Source organism: Streptomyces sp. NBC_00019 (genome assembly GCF_045041015.1).
GTDB lineage: Bacteria > Actinomycetota > Actinomycetes > Streptomycetales > Streptomycetaceae > Streptomyces.
Genome location: NZ_CP108302.1, coordinates 10,473,624 through 10,493,021, shown reverse-complemented (window position 1 = coordinate 10,493,021; position 19,398 = coordinate 10,473,624). Strand labels below are relative to the sequence as shown.

Annotated in this window: 20 protein-coding genes and 1 pseudogene; 13 read left to right on the top strand and 8 right to left on the bottom strand. The window is 68.4% G+C overall.

Annotated features, from left to right (window positions below):
* Positions 1 to 178 precede the first annotated feature (178 nt).
* Positions 179 to 478, top strand: coding sequence for an integrase core domain-containing protein (locus OHU89_RS48675; RefSeq protein ID WP_405652862.1), 300 nt, complete (start codon positions 179 to 181; stop codon positions 476 to 478).
* 298 nt (positions 479 to 776) lie between these two features.
* On the opposite strand, the gene OHU89_RS48670 is transcribed toward OHU89_RS48675, so the two are convergent.
* Complete coding sequence (locus tag OHU89_RS48670) at positions 777 to 1,289, bottom strand: Lrp/AsnC family transcriptional regulator (RefSeq protein ID WP_405652859.1); 513 nt, start codon at positions 1,287 to 1,289, stop codon at positions 777 to 779.
* Positions 1,290 to 1,432: 143 nt separating this feature from the next.
* On the opposite strand from OHU89_RS48670, the gene OHU89_RS48665 reads away from it, so the two are divergent.
* On the top strand, positions 1,433 to 2,740 hold the full coding sequence (locus tag OHU89_RS48665) for a pyridoxal phosphate-dependent decarboxylase family protein (RefSeq protein ID WP_405652856.1): 1,308 nt from the start codon (positions 1,433 to 1,435) through the stop codon (positions 2,738 to 2,740).
* 1 nt (position 2,741) lies between these two features.
* Here OHU89_RS48665 and OHU89_RS48660 read toward each other — a convergent pair whose 3' ends face one another.
* A complete protein-coding gene (locus tag OHU89_RS48660) occupies positions 2,742 to 2,906 on the bottom strand; it encodes a hypothetical protein (RefSeq protein WP_405652853.1) in 165 nt (54 codons plus the stop codon).
* Positions 2,907 to 2,992: 86 nt separating this feature from the next.
* Between OHU89_RS48660 and OHU89_RS48655 the strand changes: the two genes are divergently transcribed.
* Together OHU89_RS48655 and OHU89_RS48650 are read left to right on the top strand one after the other, a co-directional pair.
* Positions 2,993 to 3,115 (top strand): hypothetical protein, encoded by a 123-nt coding sequence (locus OHU89_RS48655; RefSeq protein WP_405652851.1) that lies wholly within the window; start codon positions 2,993 to 2,995, stop codon positions 3,113 to 3,115.
* 797 nt (positions 3,116 to 3,912) lie between these two features.
* The gene (locus OHU89_RS48650) at positions 3,913 to 4,215 is read left to right on the top strand and encodes a hypothetical protein (protein ID WP_405652848.1); all 303 of its coding nucleotides are present in this window, start codon (positions 3,913 to 3,915) and stop codon (positions 4,213 to 4,215) included.
* On the opposite strand, the gene OHU89_RS48645 is transcribed toward OHU89_RS48650, so the two are convergent.
* On the bottom strand, positions 4,199 to 6,901 hold the full coding sequence (locus tag OHU89_RS48645; RefSeq protein WP_405652846.1) for a hypothetical protein: 2,703 nt from the start codon (positions 6,899 to 6,901) through the stop codon (positions 4,199 to 4,201). The genes OHU89_RS48650 and OHU89_RS48645 overlap by 17 nt on opposite strands.
* Positions 6,902 to 7,140: 239 nt before the next feature.
* Here OHU89_RS48645 and OHU89_RS48640 point away from each other — a divergent pair, with 239 nt between their 5' ends.
* Positions 7,141 to 7,530, top strand: a complete 390-nt coding sequence (locus OHU89_RS48640) for a hypothetical protein (protein ID WP_405652843.1) — start codon at positions 7,141 to 7,143, stop codon at positions 7,528 to 7,530.
* Positions 7,531 to 7,608: 78 nt separating this feature from the next.
* On the opposite strand, the gene OHU89_RS48635 is transcribed toward OHU89_RS48640, so the two are convergent.
* Complete coding sequence (locus OHU89_RS48635; RefSeq protein WP_405652840.1) at positions 7,609 to 8,943, bottom strand: PucR family transcriptional regulator; 1,335 nt, start codon at positions 8,941 to 8,943, stop codon at positions 7,609 to 7,611.
* A gap of 443 nt (positions 8,944 to 9,386) precedes the next feature.
* Between OHU89_RS48635 and OHU89_RS48630 the strand changes: the two genes are divergently transcribed.
* The 7 genes from OHU89_RS48630 to OHU89_RS48600 all read left to right on the top strand — a co-directional run bounded on the left by OHU89_RS48630 (position 9,387) and on the right by OHU89_RS48600 (position 16,460).
* The gene (locus OHU89_RS48630; RefSeq protein ID WP_405652837.1) at positions 9,387 to 10,316 is read left to right on the top strand and encodes an ABC transporter substrate-binding protein; all 930 of its coding nucleotides are present in this window, start codon (positions 9,387 to 9,389) and stop codon (positions 10,314 to 10,316) included.
* On the top strand, positions 10,313 to 11,314 hold the full coding sequence (locus tag OHU89_RS48625) for an amino acid ABC transporter permease (protein WP_405652834.1): 1,002 nt from the start codon (positions 10,313 to 10,315) through the stop codon (positions 11,312 to 11,314). The genes OHU89_RS48630 and OHU89_RS48625 overlap by 4 nt, the downstream gene beginning before the upstream one ends.
* Complete coding sequence (locus OHU89_RS48620; RefSeq protein ID WP_405652832.1) at positions 11,311 to 12,096, top strand: amino acid ABC transporter ATP-binding protein; 786 nt, start codon at positions 11,311 to 11,313, stop codon at positions 12,094 to 12,096. Before OHU89_RS48625 ends, OHU89_RS48620 begins: the two co-directional genes overlap by 4 nt.
* A gap of 81 nt (positions 12,097 to 12,177) precedes the next feature.
* A complete protein-coding gene (locus tag OHU89_RS48615) occupies positions 12,178 to 12,930 on the top strand; it encodes a gamma-glutamyl-gamma-aminobutyrate hydrolase family protein (protein ID WP_405652829.1) in 753 nt (250 codons plus the stop codon).
* Positions 12,927 to 14,255, top strand: coding sequence for a diaminopimelate decarboxylase (locus OHU89_RS48610; RefSeq protein ID WP_405652827.1), 1,329 nt, complete (start codon positions 12,927 to 12,929; stop codon positions 14,253 to 14,255). The genes OHU89_RS48615 and OHU89_RS48610 overlap by 4 nt, the downstream gene beginning before the upstream one ends.
* Positions 14,256 to 14,439: 184 nt before the next feature.
* Positions 14,440 to 14,919 (top strand): hypothetical protein, encoded by a 480-nt coding sequence (locus OHU89_RS48605; RefSeq protein ID WP_405638640.1) that lies wholly within the window; start codon positions 14,440 to 14,442, stop codon positions 14,917 to 14,919.
* Between the two features lie 5 nt (positions 14,920 to 14,924).
* On the top strand, positions 14,925 to 16,460 hold the full coding sequence (locus tag OHU89_RS48600; RefSeq protein ID WP_405654216.1) for an ISKra4 family transposase: 1,536 nt from the start codon (positions 14,925 to 14,927) through the stop codon (positions 16,458 to 16,460).
* Between the two features lie 376 nt (positions 16,461 to 16,836).
* Here the strand turns inward: OHU89_RS48600 and OHU89_RS48595 are convergent.
* From OHU89_RS48595 to OHU89_RS48580, 4 genes and pseudogenes are all read right to left on the bottom strand, one after another.
* Positions 16,837 to 17,025, bottom strand: a pseudogene (locus tag OHU89_RS48595) (transposase); the annotation flags it as partial.
* Positions 17,026 to 17,068: 43 nt separating this feature from the next.
* On the bottom strand, positions 17,069 to 17,377 hold the full coding sequence (locus tag OHU89_RS48590) for a DUF202 domain-containing protein (protein WP_405655008.1): 309 nt from the start codon (positions 17,375 to 17,377) through the stop codon (positions 17,069 to 17,071).
* Between the two features lie 20 nt (positions 17,378 to 17,397).
* Positions 17,398 to 17,790 carry a YidH family protein gene (locus tag OHU89_RS48585; protein WP_405652825.1) on the bottom strand — a complete coding sequence of 131 codons (393 nt, stop codon included), beginning with the start codon at positions 17,788 to 17,790 and terminating at the stop codon, positions 17,398 to 17,400.
* Positions 17,791 to 17,977: 187 nt separating this feature from the next.
* A complete protein-coding gene (locus OHU89_RS48580) occupies positions 17,978 to 18,895 on the bottom strand; it encodes a LysR family transcriptional regulator (protein ID WP_405652822.1) in 918 nt (305 codons plus the stop codon).
* A gap of 72 nt (positions 18,896 to 18,967) precedes the next feature.
* Here OHU89_RS48580 and OHU89_RS48575 point away from each other — a divergent pair, with 72 nt between their 5' ends.
* Positions 18,968 to 19,225, top strand: coding sequence for a hypothetical protein (locus OHU89_RS48575; RefSeq protein WP_405652819.1), 258 nt, complete (start codon positions 18,968 to 18,970; stop codon positions 19,223 to 19,225).
* Positions 19,226 to 19,398 lie beyond the last annotated feature (173 nt).

The following is a 19,398-nucleotide window of genomic DNA, read 5'->3' as shown; positions in this document are numbered from 1 at the left end:
GGCCGGTGCCCCGGTGGTGTCCGCTGGAGGCTCAACTGGTGTCCCGGCAAGTGGTGTAGCCGCGATCACGGCGAAGGCGCAGGTCAGGCACGCGCCCTTCCGCACAGCGGCGAGAATTGCCTGATGCACCGTCAAATCGCCCGTGTTGTTGCTACGACTCCTTGAACCCAAGCAATACGTGTCCATCCGCTACAGCGAACGGCTGATGGACGTCGGCGCGGCCGCGTCGGTGGGCTCCGTCGCGGACTCGTACGACTGTCAGTCTTTTCGCGATGGCCGAGGCACTCAACGGCACCTTCAAGGCCGAACTGATCGAACACCAAGGCTCCTGCGGGACGCTGACCAGGTCGAACGCGCCGTCGTGCAGTGGGTCGGCTGGTACAACACCGAGCGCCTGCACTCCGCACTCGACTACCTCCCACCCGAAGAGTTCGAGGCGGCCTACTACCGTTCTTTGGTCACTCCGAACGCCGCCTGAAACACACAAGATCGGCCGCTACGAAACTCGGGGCAGCTCAGTACGCGGCGTTCCATGTCTCATGCTCATCACCGGGGATGATGAAGTCCGGGTCGTTGGCATAGTTCTCCTCCATCCACCTCACGGATCTTCTGATCCATCTCGGGTTCCAGCCCGCGCCACGCGGCACCTGGGCACGGGCGGCTACTTCGACGGGACGTCACCGGCGCGGGCGTACGACCCGGGGGTACGGACGCGGCTGGCGGCGGTCACGGATCAACTCCTCAAGATCTGACGCTCCCCGTGACAACCCTCCGCGTCAGGGGCCGGCGTGTCGCTCCAGCAGGGGCCGGACGCTGAAGGGCTGTACCTCGAGCAGGACGATGGTGGTGTTGGACCGGACAACCCCGGGCGCTTCCAGCAACAGGTTCGTGATGCGGTGGAGGTCTTCGGTGTCTTTGGCGACAACGCGGGCGAGCAAGTCGCCGTCGCCGGTGGTGACGAGCAACTCGACCACCTCGGGGATGCGCAGGATCGCCTCGCGGGTGGGATGCCCCACGCGCTGGCTGATCGACATCGTGATGAGGGCCAGCAGTGGATAGCCGAGACCCGCGGGTGCCACGCGCCGACTGTGCTCCCTCAGTTGACCGCTTTCTTCAAGTCGCTTCAGACGCGCCTGCACGGTGTTGCGGGCCAGACCGAGTCGGTCGGCCAAGGCAACCGTAGTGGCCCGTGGGTCCGCGTCGAGCGCCAGGAGGATCCGGGCGTCGAGAGCGTCGACGTTTCGCATGGTGCCCAGTATGACACACCACGGGCATACGATCTTGAGCATTCTGCTCATTTATCTTTCAGCATATTGCGCATTCCGATGCGTCTTCCTAGGTTTTCGCTATGCAAAAAGCGCAATGCGATAACACATCAGCGAACAGGGCGCCCCTCGTCGACCGCCGGGTATGGGGTGGTGAGGACGAGATCGTGGCGGCCGCCATGGACTACGCGTGCCGGCGCATCCTGCAGGTTCCGGATCCGGTGGCAGGGGCCCGCTCCGCCGCCGACCTCGCTCTCGCGGCCGGTACGGCCATCACTCCGTGGGGAATCGGCGGCGCTGGGGCCCTCACTCTGTTCGACCGGGTCCTGGCACCCGCCACCCGCGCCCAGAACGGATCGATGAACCTCGCGTACATCCCCGCGGCTCCCACTCGTGCCGCACTCGCCTTTGACGCGGTCACCGGCGCGGCGAACATCTTCGCGGGCACCTGGGAGTCGGGGGCCGGTGCCATCCACGCCGAGAACGAGGCGTTGACCTGGCTCACCCAGCTGCTCGGGTGGCCCAGCACGGCAGCAGGATGCTTCGTCAGCGGCGGCACCATGGGCAATCTCTCGGCTCTCATCACGGCCCGCGCCTCTGCCGCCGCATCCCGGTCCCGCCCGACGGACGGCTGGAAGATGGTGTGTGCCGAAAGCGCCCACTCCTCCATCAGATCCGCGGCACAGGCAATGGACGTCGAGGTCGTCACCGCACCCGTGGACCAGCGGGGACACCTCACCGGAGCTGCCGTGAACACGGTCCTGGACTCCACGACCGGCGTGTTCGCCGTGGTGGCTACCGCTGGGACCACCAATGCCGGTCTGATCGACGACCTCGATGACATCGCCGACGCGTGCGAACGGCACAACGTGTGGCTGCACGTCGACGGTGCCTACGGCGGAGCAGGCCTGGCGGCACCCAGTGTGCGGCACCTCTACACCGGCATCGAACGCGCCGACAGCTTCATCGTCGATCCTCACAAGTGGCTCTTCGCGCCCTACGACTGCTGCGCACTGCTCTACCGGGATCCTGCGGCGGCACGCGCCGCGCACAGTCAGTCGGCGCACTATCTCGACGCCATCGACCGCGACGTCCACAATCCGGCGGACCTGGCCCTCCACCTCAGCCGCCGTGCCCGCGGTCTGCCGTTCTGGTTCAGCCTGGCCGTCCACGGAACCGAGCGGTACTCGCGTGCCGTGGAACGGACACTGACCACCAGCCGACTGGTCGCCGATGCCATACGCGCCAGTGACCATCTCCGCATCATGATCGATCCGGAGTTGTCCGTCGTCCTCTTCGAACGCCCTGGGTGGGCCCCGCAGGACTACGCGTCATGGTCCGCCCGAGCCGCCGAAGCGGGCGCCATGCTGTGCGTGCCGACCCAGTGGAACGGCGCAACGGTTCTCCGCATGGCCTTCGTCAACCCGGACACCCGTGCCGACGACGTCATCGACACGCTCCGCACCCTCCGCTAGGTCAGGCTGCGGGCACGCGGAACGCGGCGCGGGCGGGAGTCGACGGAGCGAGCGACGAACTCATCACGGCCTTTCCGAGCTGTGGTCGTTCCCAGTACTTCACCCGGAACAGGGCGGCGAAGCCGAGGGCAGAGACCGTCGACTTGGGAATGCCCGCGGTGTTCACCGGCCAAGCCCGGAAAGCCGGAGGCCCCGGGGCTGGTCGGCGGCCTCGCCGACACTCAGATCGACGTCCTCGCCATCCCGTCCATCATGGCCGACGAGATGCTCGGCAGCAGCCGTACCGAGACGATCACTCCCCTCACGGCTGCCGGCAAAAGCTCACTTGGTACCAGCGTTGACGCACTACTCGGCGGCCTGCTCGGCGGTCGTTGAGCGACCGCACCTCGCTCCGCGGGGTCCTCACCCGGGCCCGGACGGCTGATGAGCTGACACTCCTCTTCGCTCGCCGGAACCAACGCCGTGGGGGCCAGGAGAAAGGTTCTTCTGGCCCCCACGGCAATCCTGCGCATAGCGGCCGGACTCGCCGGTGAGTGCGCCTGCGGAAACTGGCCAACCCACAGAAAATCGAAGTACGTCCGCAGGTCCCGGGCGTGTGCCGCCTGCGTGTTCCACGGTGACTACGCCAGCCACCCCACCAGCGAAAACGCAGCCCTCAAGCCCGGAAAGACAATAGCTACTTACTGCTCAGCGCGACAACAGGACAGCAGATGAGTGATGTTCCTGTCGTCCTCAGCAATGTCCCGGATGTGGCGAAACCCGAGCTTACGAAGGGTTGCCAGCGAAGCAACGTTTGGCTCTGCCACAGTCGCGTAGATCTGCTCCAAGTTCAGCGTTGCCAAGGCCTCGCCCCCACACCTTGGGGACGAGGTCGTACACCAGTTCATGCCCTTCGACGACCTTCGCCGGCTTGATCTCTGCATGACCCACCAGGCGGCCGTCCTGGCGCACGGCCCAGACGTCGAAACTCTCACTTCAGCACGCCGGCGCCGACCGGGGGCACCCGGTCCTCCCGCACCGGGCCGGAGCGGGGGCCGTGAGCCCGCTCCTGGCCTGGTCCGATGTAGGTGCCGGCGGGTTCGGCGAGGGACAGCGAACGGGCCCCGGCTCTAGGTTCGGCAGCCTCAGGCACGGCGGCGGCAACATGCCGACCGCCACCATCAGGAGGCATCATGCGCAGGACCATGTCCGTAGTGGGCGTACTCATGATCGTGGTGGGCGTGGCGTTCGCCGTGCTGAGCCTGCTGACGTATGTGAACAAGGATGAGCGGCGGCTGGCCGAGCATCGCCTCTATGACCTCCAGCTCTCGCCCGAGAGCGAGGCGCGGGCGAGGGAGGACCTTCGGAGTGTCGAGGGCCGCGAGCGTCTCAACATCACGGTGGCGATCGGCGGCACGGTCGCGGCCGTGGCGGGGGGCGCGCTGGTCAGGACTGTCCGTCGGAGGCGGTCCGCGGCGCCTACTCCGTCGCGTTGAGGTCCTGCGAGCCCGCGGCGGCCGGTTCCCGCGACCACCGCGCCAGCAGTTGACGGGCCTCCCGGGTACGCGGATGGTTGGCGCCTTGGACCCGGACCATGTCGGCCAGCAAGGTGGCGAGCCGTTCTGCGGCGGTGGCGTGGTCACCGCCGCGGTGCAGGAGTTCGGCCTCCTGCTGCCGGGCCCGCAGGGTGCGCGGGTGGTCGGCGCCGAGGACCCGTTCCAAGGTCCGCCGGAGCCGCTCCAGTCGGCCCGGCGCGGCGGCGGTGTCGCCGGCGACGCCACGCCAGAAGGCCAGGTTGACCTGATAGGTCAGGGTGGTGGGGTGCTCGGCGCCCAGCGCGAGTTCGGCGTCGTCGGCCGCTGTGTCGAACTGCTCGATCGCACCGTCGAGGTCGCCGGCGATCGCGTGCCAGTAGGCGAGGTTGTGCCGGGCGACGAGGGTCTCGGGGTGCAGCCGTCCGACGACGGAGGCCAAGCCGTCCACCGCCTGCTGATAGGTGGTCACAGCCAGCCGCACGTCACCCGTCTCCCCGATCCACCGGCTGAGGTCGGTGAGGACCTTCAACGTCGCCGGATGCCGGGGCCCGAGGTCCCGCTCCAGTTCCCGGGCGATCGAGGCGTACGCGTCGCGCGCGCCGTGGGTGTCCCCGGAGAGTCCGCGGCACAGCGCGACGTATTCGTCGGCGGCGGTCACCAGCGGGTCACCGGCGCCGAGCGTCACCCGCGCCTCGGCGGCCAGGGTGCCGAAGTCGGCCAGCGCCGCGTCGATGAGGCCCGACTCCATCCGGAAGCGCGCCTCGTGCAGCCGGATGGACAGCGTGTCCGGGTCCGCGCTGCCGAGACTGTCCTCCGCCTCGCGCCTGATCTCCGCCAGCGACCGGACGGCCGCCGTGGTGTCCCCGAGATCGCCCGCGGCCTGGGCCGCCTGCGAACGAAGCGTCAGAACGTCCCGGTGACCGTCGCCCAGCCGCCGCAGGGCCTGGTCGGCCAGGCCCTGGGCCATGTCCCGGGCCGCGGCAGGACGGCCCAGAGCGGTCAGATGCGGCCCGAACCGGCGGAGGAGGGGATGCAGGCCGCCGCCGTGCCAGAGGTCACCGCCTGCATTCGCCAGCAGCACTTCGGCGCTGCGGTAGAGGGCGGTCTCCGTCTCCGGTTCGCAGTCCGGCGCGGACCACATCTCCTCCAGCGCGTCGGCCGCGGCCGTGGCGAGCCGCTCGCGCCGGTCGGCCGGTACACCGTCGCGGATCGCGCGCTGGACGAGGGAATGCACCTCGACGACCGCCGCACCGGCAGGTCCATGGTGGGTGACCAGGCTCAACCGGTGCAGTGCCCGCAACGCCAGCAGGGCGCCCCGTTGCGGGACGGTGTCACCGCCGAGCCAGTCGCGCCCCGCCGGACCGAGCAGTACCGCCTCGGGAATGCCGTCGGGCGCGAACATCGAGATCAGTTCGAGCATTGCACGGGCGGTCCCGGGCGGTGCCAGCGACTCCGCCCGCCCAAGGGCGAGTTGCAGGGTGCTCGTCACCGTGCCGCCGTGCTCGTCCGCGGGGGAGGAGGGCGGGAGCAGACCGGCGACGCTCTCCCGCCGGTCGGCCAGCAAGCTCAGGTACGTGGGCAGGTCCATGCCGGTGTCGATGAGGAAGGCGGCCGCCTGGGAGAGGGCGAGCGGGAAGTGGCCGAGTGCTGCGGCCAGGGCCGCCAGATCCTCGCGACGGTGCACCGGGGGCTCGTGGTGCCCGGCGGCCGGGCCCAGGTCCAGCAGCAGCCTGTCGGCCAGGTAGGCGGTGGCCTCGTCGGCGGTGAACACACCGACGGCAATCACCCGGACCCCCGGGCGCAGCAGCGTGGCGTCCCGCCGCCGGGTGGCCAGGACGGTCCGGCCGGCGTCACCGGCCGGCCAGAGCCCGGCCAGTTCGCCCGGGTCGTCGATGTCGTCGAGGACCACGAGCCAGGGAGTGGTGGTTGATCTCAGCCAGGTCAGGAACAGGTCGGCCTGGGTCTCGTCGTCCCCGCCAGGGTCGGTGCCAAACGCGGGGGCTTCCCCCGCGATGCTCTCGATGCGCGCCCCGGACAGCGCCCGCCACGCGCGGGCGTAACTGCCGAGGACCGACAGGCGGTCGCCGGCGGGCACCCAGAGCAGGATCTCGGCCCGCTGCTTGGCGCGGTGGAACGCCGCCGAGGCCAGTTGAGACTTGCCGACGCCGCCCGCGCCCGTGAGCAGGATCTGACGGACGGATGCGTCTCGTATGCCCGCGTCGATGCTCTCGGCCAACCCGTCACGCCGCCGCAGTGCGGCGGCATCACCCGGCGGACGGCCGATCACGATCTGCGGCTGCGAGTGCGGCTGCTGTCCAGGGGCGGGGCTGCTCCGGTGATCCCGCGCGGCACGCCACAGCCGCTGCCAGTGCGCCACCGTTGGCTGATCGGCGGACGCGCCCCCGGCCGCCCTCTCCACGGCCTGCACCAACGCCATGACGGCTTCGAATCTGCGTGGTACCGACTGACCGCCGGCCCATTCGCCGAGCCTGCGCGCGTTGACGGCGACCCGGCGCCCGGACGGCAGCTCCACCGCGCTGGCCCGCCGGGCCAGGGTCTCGTCCGAGACGTCCGGCAGCCGCCCACGCAGCCGGGTCAGCGCCGCCGCAAACCTGATTCTGGGATCACCGGCTTCACGATCGTCCACCCGTGTCTCCCCCGCCCGCCACGTTGGTCACCCGAGTCTATGCGACGGCGCCGCCCCCGGTCCGGCCCGCAACGGGGACCGGTTTGCCGCCACAGCAGCCTCAGTCGACCTGCTCGGACAGCCCGCGCCGACTGCCTGGGACGGCAAACCGGCACCGCATCGCCCGTACCGTGGATCTGCTGTTGGGACCTGCAGTTGTGGGGCGTTGGAACCGGGTATCGAGAAGAAGGGGTCTCCCCTTGGCCGTTGAACGCGCTTATCCCGAAATGATCCGCGACGAGCATTACGTGCGGCCCTTCGATGGCTGGCAGGGCTACGCACACGTACGGGTGTGGCGGCCGGCACCGGATCAAGTGACTGTCATGCTCAGTGGCCTGGGCGGCGGTTGCACTCTGGAGAAGTTGCTTCCCTTGCTGCGCGACGAGTACCCGGACGACACGGTGGAATTCTTCTTCCACGTACCGTCGGACTGGGCGGCGCTGGGGTACTACGCAGCGCTGACGGTGGGCTCCGATGGCACAGTCGTCCAAACGCGTATGGCTGGAGACACGTTGGCCGCACGCCTTGGGCCCACCCTGTACGCGACCGAGGACCCGGACGACGAGACGACCGGCTGGGGCGGAGCCTGAGTCACGAACGCCGTCTACGCACGGCTTCGCGGCACCCAGGACCGCCTTTTCACACCGACCCGAAGGACATGAGGGGGCTCATCGGTGGATGAGGCGTAGCTGCAGCCACAGCGAGAGCCTGTCGTCGGGGTCGTCCAACGAGATGTCGAAGAGGTCGGCGGTCCGGCGCAGCCGGTAGCGCAAGGTGTTGGTGTGCACCCCCAGCCGGGTCGCTGCTTCGGCGACGTTGCCGACGGCGTCGAGCCATGCGAGGACCGACAGGACGAAGTCCGTACCGTGCTCGGCATCATGGACGGCCATCGCGGCGACAGCGGGATGCCTCAAACGCGGTTCGTGGCCGAGTTCGTCGGCGACGCGAGCCAGCAGGAGCCGTGCGTGTACGTCGGTCAGCCCAGCGACTGACGGTGCGTCGGCGTGGGCGGTTGTCACGCGAAGGATGTCGTCGATCTCCCGACGCATGGCCGGAAGAGCCGCCGGATCTGTTTCCGTGGGGGCGACCCCTGCGCGGACGCTGTCACCGAAAGCCCCGCGGATCGCGGTGAGCGCGTCTCTCGCGATCCGCCTCGCAGCCTGTGATCCGCCGCCCGGCAACAGGACGTAGACCGCACGGGACGTCGTGGCGATACTCGCGTCCGGACGGAAGGGGACGATGTAGCGGGACAGCGCGTGGCTGAGGTAAGCGGTCAAAGCCAGAGAACCCGTCGCGTCGGTTGTCGCGGCGAATCCGAGGAGCCCGAGGTCGACTCCTGGCGGAATGGAAAGACGAAAGACTGTTTCGTGAGCCGCCCAGGATCCTTCCAGTGCCCCGAGCAGCGCGCTCTCGCGTTTTTGAAGCTCCAGTTCATTTGCATTGCGGCTGCGAAGAATGTGCAGACTGGCCAGGCGTGCACAATCGACCAGCGCCTGTTCACCGTCGCTGCCGAGGCCGTCGGTGCTTTCGATGGCCCAAATGGTCCCGAGCGGCTGGGTCCCGGCCCTGATGGCTATGGCTGCGCGGGGCAGCGCTCCGAGCGCATCAGGAAAGCGTACGACCTTGTCCGAACCGAGCACGATCCGATACCGCTCGAGGTTGTGGTCGATCTCCGGGACACGGCGGCTCAGAATTCCTTCGCGCCGCAGGGCGTCGATGCGCTGGTCCGGCGATGACGAATAGGCCATCACGTGCCGGTCCAGGTCCTCGATGGCAACAGATCCGCCGATGACGGCGCCGGCGGCGTTCGCCAGGATGAACAGTCCGTCCCCGGATCCGGTCTTCGGGTCGCCCCCGCCCCCCTGGGAACCCAGGGCGGAGAGCAGCAGTGCGTCGAGGTGGCGCCAGGAGACCTCGTCCGCCGCGGCGAGCAGGGTGAGGCCGCCGGCCGATGATTCGGCGACGAGGGCGCTGGTATCGCTCCCCCTGAGCTTCAGGACCATCGCACAGTATCCGCGGCGGGCGGCCTCCCTTACGAGCTCGGCGGCGCCGGGTTGGTCGCCCTGGAGCCCTGGCATCAGCAGGAGCTGGTCCACGCCGGCCGGCAGGGGGTCATGGGGGTCGTGCAGGACGGTCCCTCGGACGGTCTGTTCCAGTCCGCGTGGCGCGGCCAGCACCTGGAGGACCGGCGATCCGATGGTCGCGACGAGGTGCCGGACCGTGGTGGCCGGTACGTCGGCAACGATCCCACCGCTTGGGCGATCGGACAAAGCCATGGCCAGATCCTAGTCCAATCGGATGAGGACGGGCGATACGGGCGGGGACAACAATCGCCGCAATGACCTTTCTGCTCCGGGTCAGTACGTGGAAAGACCCGTCGAAATTCTTCAACCGGTCGGCCACATGACGCATGACCTCGGCCCGAGTTCTTCGAATGGAGACGCACATGACCAGAAGTCGTTTCACCATCGCGACTCTCGCAATGGGAACCGCAGGAATTCTCCTCAGCGCCTGTAGCGGTACGTCGGCCACCGGCGACACTGCGACCCCGACCGCGAGCGGAAGCAAGCTTCAGCCGTCGATTGTCGCGGACGCCAGGGTCGCGGCACTGCTGCCCAAGCGATTCAAGGATGGAATCGACGTGGCCAGCGGCGTCTACGCGCCGATGGAGATGCTCGACTCCAACCAGGAGTGGACCGGATTCGACTACGACCTGGGACAGGCGCTCGGAGTGAAACTCGGCGTCTCGTTCAACTTCAAGAACCAGGCATTCGACAGCATCATCCCCTCACTGCAGTCGAGCAAGCACGACATCATCATGTACGGAATGAATGACACGCCGGAGCGGGAAAAGAGCCTTTACTTCGTCGACTACTTCCACGCCGGAATGGAAATCGTCGTGAAGAAGGGCAATCCGGAGAAGATCGGCAAGGTGCTCGATCTGTGCGGCAAGCCTGTCGCGGTCGCCAAGGCCACCACGCAGGCCGACCTGATGAGAGCACAGGAGCCGACATGCAAGGCCGCCGGGAAGAAGCCGGTCACCGTGATCGAACTGCCCACCGAAGGTGACGCCCTCCTCGCGGTTCGCGCAGGAAAGGCCGCCGCGGACGTGCTCGACGCGGCACCCGCCAGGTACAACGCCGCCACGGCAGGAAACGGCACCGTGTTCGAAGTCGTGAGCGACCCCGCGCATCCCACCGGAGTCGGTCCGGTGTACACCGGCATCGGGGTGCTCCGAAAGGACCACGACCTCGTCCTCGCCCTCCAAGCTGCGCTGGATTCCCTCGTGAAGGACGGCGTCTACAAGCAACTCCTCGACAAGTACGACCTGTCCGCGTACGGCGTCAAGTCCGCGATCGTCAACGGAGCATCGTGACGGACGAGATCGTGAGCACAGAGAAGGCGAGCCGGCTCGCCCCCGGCCAGCGCACCGCCGGCACGCACGATGTGGCTGCCACGCCCCTGCGGCACCCGGGACGATGGGTGGCCGCGACGGTGCTGATCACCCTGTGTACGGGCTGGCTGTTCTCGCTCTGGCACAACCCGAACATCGAGCATCTGACGATCGCCGACTTCCTGTTCGACGGGCGGATCGTCAGAGGTGTCCTGCTCACGGTCGCGCTGACCGGCTGCTCGATGGCGCTGGCAACGACGCTTGCCATCCTGCTGGCTGTGATGCGGCTGTCCGCGAACCCGGTGCTGCGCGTGATGTCCTGGGCGTACACCTGGTTCTTCAGGGGCACCCCACTGCTCGTCCAGATCGTGTTCTGGGGATACCTCGGCCTGCTGTACCAGACGCTCAGCCTGGGTATCCCCTTCACCTCGATTCAGTTCGCCTCCGCGGACACCAATGTGATCGTGACCCCCTTCGTCGCCGGCTTGCTGGCCCTGGGGATGAACGAGGCCGCATACGCCTCCGAGATCGTCCGCGCAGGACTGCTCTCGGTCGATCACGGCAACGTCGAAGCGGCCCACTCGCTGGGGATGTCGCCCGCGTACACCCTGCGGCGCATCGTTCTGCCCCAGGCGATGCGGGTGATCATCCCGCCCATGGGCAACGAGACGATCTCCATGCTCAAAAACACGGCCCTGCTCCAGCTCATCGCGGTGCCGGAGCTCTACACACAGACCAGCTGGATCTCGGCGCAGAACCTGCGCCAGGTCGAGCTGCTGATCGTCGCCAGCGCCTGGTACCTGGTCCTCACCTCCGTGCTCTCCGTGCCGCAGTACTACCTGGAGCGCAGATACGGCCGCGGCACCGACCGAAGCCTGCCGTTGACGCCCTGGCAGCGGGCGCGCGGCCTGGTGGGCCGGGTGCGGACCCGTGTCGCACAGGTCGCGCACACCGACGCAAGAACGGAAGGAGACGCATGAACACACAGGCCCTCGACGGACCGAAGCCGTTGGTGGAGGCGCGGGACGTCCGCAAACACTTCGGCGCGAACCTGGTGCTCAAGGGGATCGATCTCCGTGTCGAGCGCGGGCAGGTGATGTGCCTGCTCGGGCCCTCGGGCTCAGGCAAGTCGACGTTCCTGCGCTGCATCAACCATCTGGAGCGGGTCGACGGCGGGCGTATATACGTCGACGGTGAGCTGATGGGCTACCGCGAACACGGTGGTCGTGCCCGCGAGATGAAACCCGGTCAGATCGCTGCTCAGCGCCGGAGTATCGGCATGGTCTTCCAGCGGTTCAACCTGTTCCCCCACCTCACGGCGTTGGAGAACATCGTCGAGGCCCCGATCGGTGTGGCGCGCCGGAGCAAGGCCGACGCCCGCACCACAGGCATGGAGCTACTGGAGCGAGTCGGTCTCACCGATCGTGCGGGCATGTATCCGGCTCAACTGTCGGGTGGCCAGCAGCAGCGGGTGGCCATCGCCCGGGCGCTCGCCATGGATCCGAAGCTGATGCTCTTCGACGAACCGACTTCGGCCCTGGACCCGGAACTCGTCGGCGATGTGCTGAACGTGATGCGCGATCTGGCGAAGAGCGGCATGACGATGATCGTCGTGACCCACGAGATCGGCTTCGCCCGCGAGGTGGCGGACCAGGTCGTCTTCATGGACGACGGCGTAGTCGTCGAATCCGGTGCTCCGACCGACGTGATCAGCAACCCGCAACACGGCAGAACGAAAACATTCCTCGACAGCGTCCTGTAGGCCGCTACCGCGACGTCGTGTCCGGTTCGGGACCGCGACTGCTCGCCGACCACCTTGTGCCTCAAAGAGAGGGCCACCCCTGTGTGTGACGTCGTCCGTCGACCGCTGATCGCGGTCACCCTGGGACGGGACCTGCCCGACCGCCCGTCCGTCTTCAGGCTGGCCGGCAGCTACGTACAGGCTCTTGCGAGTTCGGGAGCGATACCGATCGCCATCATGCCCGGCACCGACGACGCGGCGATCCGGCATGTGATGGAACGCGTCGACGGCCTGTTCCTCCCCGGCGGAGTCGACCCGCATCCCCGCCATTTCGGAGAGGAGGTGCACCCCAAGACGGTCATCGACGAGGACCTCGACGCTCTGGAGATGAACGCCATCGCCAGTGCGGCCGACTTGAACATGCCCATACTCGGAATCTGTCGAGGCTGTCAGATCCTCAACGTCGCCCTGGGCGGCAGCCTGGTACAGCATCTGGAACCCGACGGACCGGTCGACCATCTCCAGGCTCTGCCGCTGAACTCGGAGGTCCACGAGCTCCGGATCGCAGCCGACTCCCGCCTCGCCAGACTGTCCGATGCCCGGCTCCTTCGGGTCAACAGCCTGCACCATCAGGCCGTCGCCAGACCAGCACCGGCGCTGAGAGTGGTCGCCACAGCGGAGGACGGCACCGTTGAAGCCGTCGAGGCAGGAGACCCCGACCGGTGGATCGTAGGCGTCCAGTACCACCCGGAAGAGCTCATGGACCAACAGGCCCATCGCAATCTCTTCGACGACTTCGTCTCGTCCTGCCGCCGGTTCGCAGCCGCTCGGCAGAATCCGGAAGGATCCGCATGACCACCTCCCCAGCAGCCGAACGACGCGAACGCATCCTGCGCGCGGCCGTACACGAGCGGCTTCTCGACCCCGACCATGCCGTACTGGCGGCGTTTGTCGACCTCGACGGCGTCGCCGCGAGCGTCGAGGCGCTGCACCGCGCCTTCCCGCCCACGGTCCAGGCCCTGCACACGTTCGCGGCGAAGGCCAACTGCCTGGTGCCGGTCCTGGAGGAACTGCGGACGCACGGCATGGGCTGCGAGGTCGCCAGCACTGGCGAACTCGCCCAGGCCCTGGCCGCCGGCTTCGCGCCCGAACGGATCGTTTTCGACTCCCCGGCCAAAACCCGCGCGGACCTCGACCGAGCCCTGGCCCTGGGTGTCGCGGTCAACGTGGACAACTTCCAGGAACTCCGGCGCGTCGACAAGATCCTCGCAAGCCGTTCGTCCACCTCCCGGATCGGTGTACGGATCAACCCTCAAGTCGGCAGCGGGGAGATCGCCGCAATGAGTACGGCCACCGCGACCTCCAAGTTCGGCATACCGCTGGAGGACGACGGCACTCGGGAACAGCTCCTCCAGGCCTACCGGGACCGTCCATGGCTCACCTGGGTCCACGCCCACGTCGGGTCGCAGGGCTGCCCGCTGGATCTGATCGCCCAGGGCATCGCGAAGGCCGTGGCCTTCGCCGACAAGGTCAACGCCGACCTCGGCCGGCACCAGGTGACCGGCATCGACATCGGCGGCGGACTGCCCGTCGACTTCGGCAGCGACGAGCCGACACCAGGCTTCGACGAGTACGTCGCTCGCCTCCAGGCCCACGCACCGGCCTTGTTCAGCGGCGACTACCAGGTCGTCACCGAGTTCGGGCGGTCCCTGCTGGCCAAGAACGGCTTCACCGCCGCGTACGTCGAATACACCAAGGCCTCCGGCGGACGCCCGATCGCGATCACCCACGCAGGTGCCCAGGTGGCCACACGCACGGTGTTCATGCCCGAAGCCTGGCCGCTGCGGATCACCGCACATGACCCCGCCGGTTCCCTCAAGGTCGGAGAAGCCGTACCCCAGGACATCGCAGGCCCCTGCTGCTTCGCCGGCGACCTGGTCGCCCAGGCCCGCCCGCTGCCCAGGCTCGCACCCGGCGACATCGTGGCCCTCCTCGACACCGGCGCCTACTACTCCTCCACGCCCTTCCACTACAACAGTCTTCCCGACCCCGCGGTCCACGGCGTACGCATCGCTGCCGACGGAAGCATCCAATTCAGGCTGCTCCGACCCGCAGAGACCATCCAACATGTCCTCGCCCGAACCGGAGGTGTCACGCTTGGCGCCGACGAGGCGGTCTGAGGAGCCGTTGCTCTCCTGATCAGTGCTCTTGTCGGTCGAACGAGGATGGGTGTAGATCTTCTGAGGGTGCCTCGTTGGGGTGATTCGCAGAGGTTCGGGATGTGGTCGGTCGTGCTGACTTCTACCGTCGCCGGGGTCGAGCCCGCCGTGAGGCGTGCGGGTGCTGAGCGAGGGTGGGTGTGGTGTGCCGTCGTTGATGGAGGCGTTGGAGGCCAGGCGAGCTGAGGTACTGGGCCATGCCGAGCGGCTGCGTGAGCAGATCGCTGGTCTGTCCGAGGAGTTGTCTGGGGCCGAGGAACGGCTGGCGCGGTTGCAGATCGCGCGGGAGACGGTGGAGGAGGTGTTGGCCGCGCCGTCTTCGCCGGTGCCGGGCTCGGACGGCGCGGGTGGGCGTGACGGCGGGGTCGCCGTGGCGCTGTTGAAGGCCGAGTCGGAGCTGGATGTGACGGTGATGTCGCCGGAGTACCGGGAGATCATCGCCTTGTTCGCGACCTCGGGAGCGGCGATGCGCTGCAAAGAGGTCTGTCGGCAACTGGGTCTGGGGACCGAGCCGCGGCACGTCGAGGGGATGCGCTCGAAGCTGAAGCGGCTGGTGGAGCGCGGAATCCTGGCCGAGCCTTCGTCCGGGCTGTTCAAGGTCGACGGCCGAAAGCAGGGGTGGTGAGCGTGGTGAGGCCGTCCGATGGTGCGCTCGCGGAGTGTGAGGACGCTTTCGCCGCCTCGGCGGGTCTGTTCGCCGCGGCGTGTGCGGAGCTGGCGGCTCCGGAAGCTGCGGTGATGACGCACGCGCGGTTGGAGGACCTGCTGGGTGCGCGGATGCGCGAGGTCACCCGGCAGTTGTTCCAGGACCACCTGACCCTGCGGGCCAGGGACGAGGTGCGCCGTGAGGACGTCGTGGACGCTGCCGGTGCCGGGCGCTCCCGGATCGAGCGGGGCCGGCGCCGGATGCTGGCCACGGTGTTCGGCAAGGTCACCGTGGTCCGGATCGCCTACCGCGGCACCAGGGTGGCGGACCTGCACCCGGCTGACGCGGTGCTGAACCTTCCGGACGCACTGCACTCGCACGGGCTGGCCAGGCTCGCCGCGATCGAGTCCGCCCGCGGCAGCTTCGCCGATGCCTGCGAGCGGATCAACGCCGTCACCGGCTCCGGAATCGGGCACCGGCAGGTCCAGGAACTCGCCGTCGGCGCCGCAGTCGACATCGACGCGTTCTACGACGCCCTCGTGCCGGCTCCCTGCACCGGCACCACGCCGCTGATCTTGTCGGTCGACGGCAAGGGCGTGGTGATAAGACCCGAAGCACTGCGTGAGGACACCGCGAAGGCTGCGGCCGCCAAGGGCGGCAACGCGATGAAGACCCGGCTGGCGTCCGGGGAGAAGCACGGCAGGAAACGGATGGCCACCCTGGGAGCCGTCTACGATGCCGAGCCCGCGCCGCGCACGGTGGACGACATCTTCGCCGACCCCGACCGGCAGGACGACGCCGCCCACGGCGCGACGCCCGAGCGCCGCCAGGGGCCGAAGGCCCGGTCGAAGTGGTTGTGCGGCTCGGTGACCGACACCGCCGCGCAGGTGGTGTCCGCCGTGTTCGACCAGGCAGAGCACCGCGACCCCGGCCACCGCCGTTGCTGGGTCGTCCTGGTCGACGGGGCCCGCCATCAGATCGACCTCATCAAGGCCGAAGCACTACAGCGCGGCGTGGACGTCCACATCATCGTCGACCTGATCCACGTGCTCGAATATCTGTGGCGAGCAGCCTGGTGCCTGCACGACAACGGCGACGCCTCCGCCGAGACCTGGGTCGCCCGCCACGCCCGCACCCTCCTGGCCGGCGGCGTGCAGCAGACCGCCGCCGCCATCGAGGAAGCCGCCCGCACCGCCGGACTGCGTGGCGCCCAGCGCAAAGGCATCGACGAGGCCGTGAACTACCTGACCGGCAAGGCCGAACACCTGCACTACGACACCGCCCTTGAACGCGGCTGGCCGATCGCCACCGGAATCATCGAGGGAGCATGCCGGCACCTGGTCAAAGACCGCCTGGACATCACCGGCGCCCGCTGGGGCCTGTCCGGAGCTGAAGCCGTACTCAAGCTGCGCGCCGTCCGCGCCAACGGCGACTTCGACGCCTACTGGACCTGGCACCAGCAGCAGGAATTCACCCGCAACCACCAGACGCGCTACCGCGACCAGGTCATACCTACCTGATCGACAGCGCCCTCATTAGATCTGCACCCAACGAGGATTCCTGGCCGGGGGGTCTTCCGATGGCCCTGGCAACCTGTTCCACAGGGAGCTTCAACGTGTTCGTCTGCCCGTCCGGTCTGGATCTGTCCACCTCCGCGCTGCGGCTGCTGCGACGAGAGCCGGCCGCGTGACGTCGCCTGATGGGACCGGGTGGCTTCGGCTGACCTACGGTCGCCAGGCGCTGCCGAGCGTAAACCACCTGCGTCAATGCGGGCATCAACCAGAAGCCGGAGCAAACCCCCGGATCAGGTCGAACCCGTACACCATCTCCGGGGACGCAACCAGATGCGCGGCGAGTGGATGAGGTGGTGTCGTGCCAGTTGGCGAGGCGGCTGAGGTTGCAGGCCATGGCGGTCAAGACGTGCTGCACGTGAGTGCGGGTCACACCTCGAGAGCGGCTTTTGCGCAGGCCGTGAGCTCGTACTTTCTGAGAGAGGGTGGACTCGATTCCGGCGCGGATCGCGTGCCGGCGTTGCCACTGTTCGGTCCGTTGGTCGAGCCGATTGCGCATCTGGATCTCGTGCAGTGCCTGCGGCAGGACTGCGCACGGGCGGCCACGTCCGGCGAAGTCAGCTGACCAGCGCGGCCCCGAAGGTCGCGACCATGGTCACCCAGGCCGCCGCCAGAAGTGCCGCCCAGTGCGTGAGCCGCGGCGGCCAAGGCGTACTGAGTGCGTGGATGCGCCGGTGTGCGACCACGACGAAGCCGAGCCAGGACAGGATCGCGCACGTGGTCGCCAGCGCTGCGCCTGCTCCCGCCAGGCCGAGCAGGGCCGTGCGGACAGCCAGCACAGCGGCAACCGTCATGGACAGGACGGTACGCAGCCAGGCCAACCGGGTCCGCTCGGGCTGCAGTCCGGGGTCGCGGACGGCCGACACGGGGTCTGCGAGGCCGCCGCTCACCTGGTCCCGCCGAGGAGCACAACGCCCATCATGGCCAGCGCCACCGGTCCCACGATCAGCGCGATGAACGTCGGGAATCGGCTCAGCGGCAGGTCCTCACCCTTTCGCATCGCTCGCTCGCACTTCACCCAGTGGTTCACCGCTCGCCCGGCGCACAACACACCCGCCGCCAGCAGCCCCAGCGCCAGCCCCACCCGCCACCCGGCCGCCAGCTGCGGCAGGAACTGGTCGACGGCGAAGCCGCCGCCGACCAGCGCCAGCGCGGTGCGCAGCCAGGCCAGGAAGGTCCGCTCGTTGGCGAGGGAGAAGCGGTAGTCCGGGGTCTCGCCCTCGGACCGCACCCGCTCCGGTGAGAACCAGAGCGGCAGGTCACGCAGCGCATCGAACACGTTGCGATCCTCACTTCAAGCGGTTGCCCATTTCCTCGGCCCAGGCCGGGCACAGGCCTCCGACTTCCCGTCGGAGTTCGCGGCGGGCCTCCGGCGCGACATTCCCTACGCTCGCCGACACGCTCCGCATGGGCAATGCGGCCGATGAGGCGAAGGGAGAGAACCTTCCACTTGAAGGAATAGAAAATCACTCTTGCTTGTCGTCCTCCGGCAGCGCTGCCACCGGGCGCGCGAAGACCTCGCGTGCCACGTCGATGAACGCCTGCGCGGCAGGCGAGAGCGGACCATGCCGCCACATCAGCCAGACGGGGCGGGCAAGTCGGGGACGGAGCTCCAGCGCCACCGCGCCGCGCCGCGCCGCCTCCTCGGCGAGAGAGAGCGGCAGCAGCGTCGCCCCCGCTCCGGCCAATACCAAGGGCACGACCGCGGCCTGATGGACCGTCTCCACCGCGATGCGCGGACTTCGCCCCTCCCCACCCAGCGCCTGATCCATCAGAGCCCGGGTCGCGGTGCCGCGCGCGGTCGCCACGAGATCCATCCGGGCCACCTCAGCGAGCGCCACCGGTCCGACCTGGGGAAAGCTGTCGGACCGTGGCACCACCGCCAGGACCTCCTGCCGACACAGTTCCAAGGTCTCGACGGCCTCGCCGTCCGTTTTCACATCGGCCAGCCCCAGTTCGCACTCGCCGGTACGTACCACGTCCGCGACCGCCTCGGCGTTCGGCGGCTCGACGATGACGACGTCGATCGCGGGATGGCGCCGGCGGAACGCCCCGGTGAGGTCCGCCAGCGGATCGACCGCCAGGGTCGTCGGCGCGACGATGTCCAGCGTGCCGCCTGCCAGTCCGGCGATGGTGCGCACCACCGACCGAGCGGTTTCCAGATCGCGCATGATCTGCCGGGCAGGCTCCACAAAAGCTTCGCCCGCCGACGTCAGCACGACGCCGCGACCAAGCCGGTGGAAGAGAGGGGTGCCCAGTTCCCGCTCCAGCAGACGCATCGCGTGCGACAGCGACGGCTGCGCCACACGCAGGGTGTGAGCGGCGCTGGTGAAGCTCCGGTGCACGGCTACGGCGAGAAAGTACTCGACTTGGCGACGTTCCATAGAATCTTTCTATCGCTGGGGCGAAGATCCCGCCACCACCCTCCCCGGATCCCGGAGACCGCAGGATCCTGCATGACCACAGCGCACCTGCGCGGAAGCGATCCGCCTCGTGACGTGCCCGCGCTGCGCGTCGCACTACGGATAGCTATGGGTACCGCGCACCGCGCGGGGATCGTGCCGCTGGTCCTCGTCGCCGTCGAGGCCGCGCGGTCCCGGATGCTGTCCCATCGCCGCGGCTGCTGCGCGCGCCAGGCCGGTGCGGCGGTCAGACCGCTGTCGCCCGCGGCCCTGGCGTTCGTGAGCCTGGCATGCCTCCCGGCCCATGTCTGACATCTCTGCCGGTATAGAAGCTTTCTATTGCCCTCATTCAAAAACGGTTCACCAGAATTCATCACACCTTGTTGACCGCCGTCGACGGCGACTGACACTTTGACTCCGTCGCAGGCAGAGGAATTACGGGGCCGCCGAAGTCCAGCTGTGTTACGCCAGTAATTCAGCCGTGA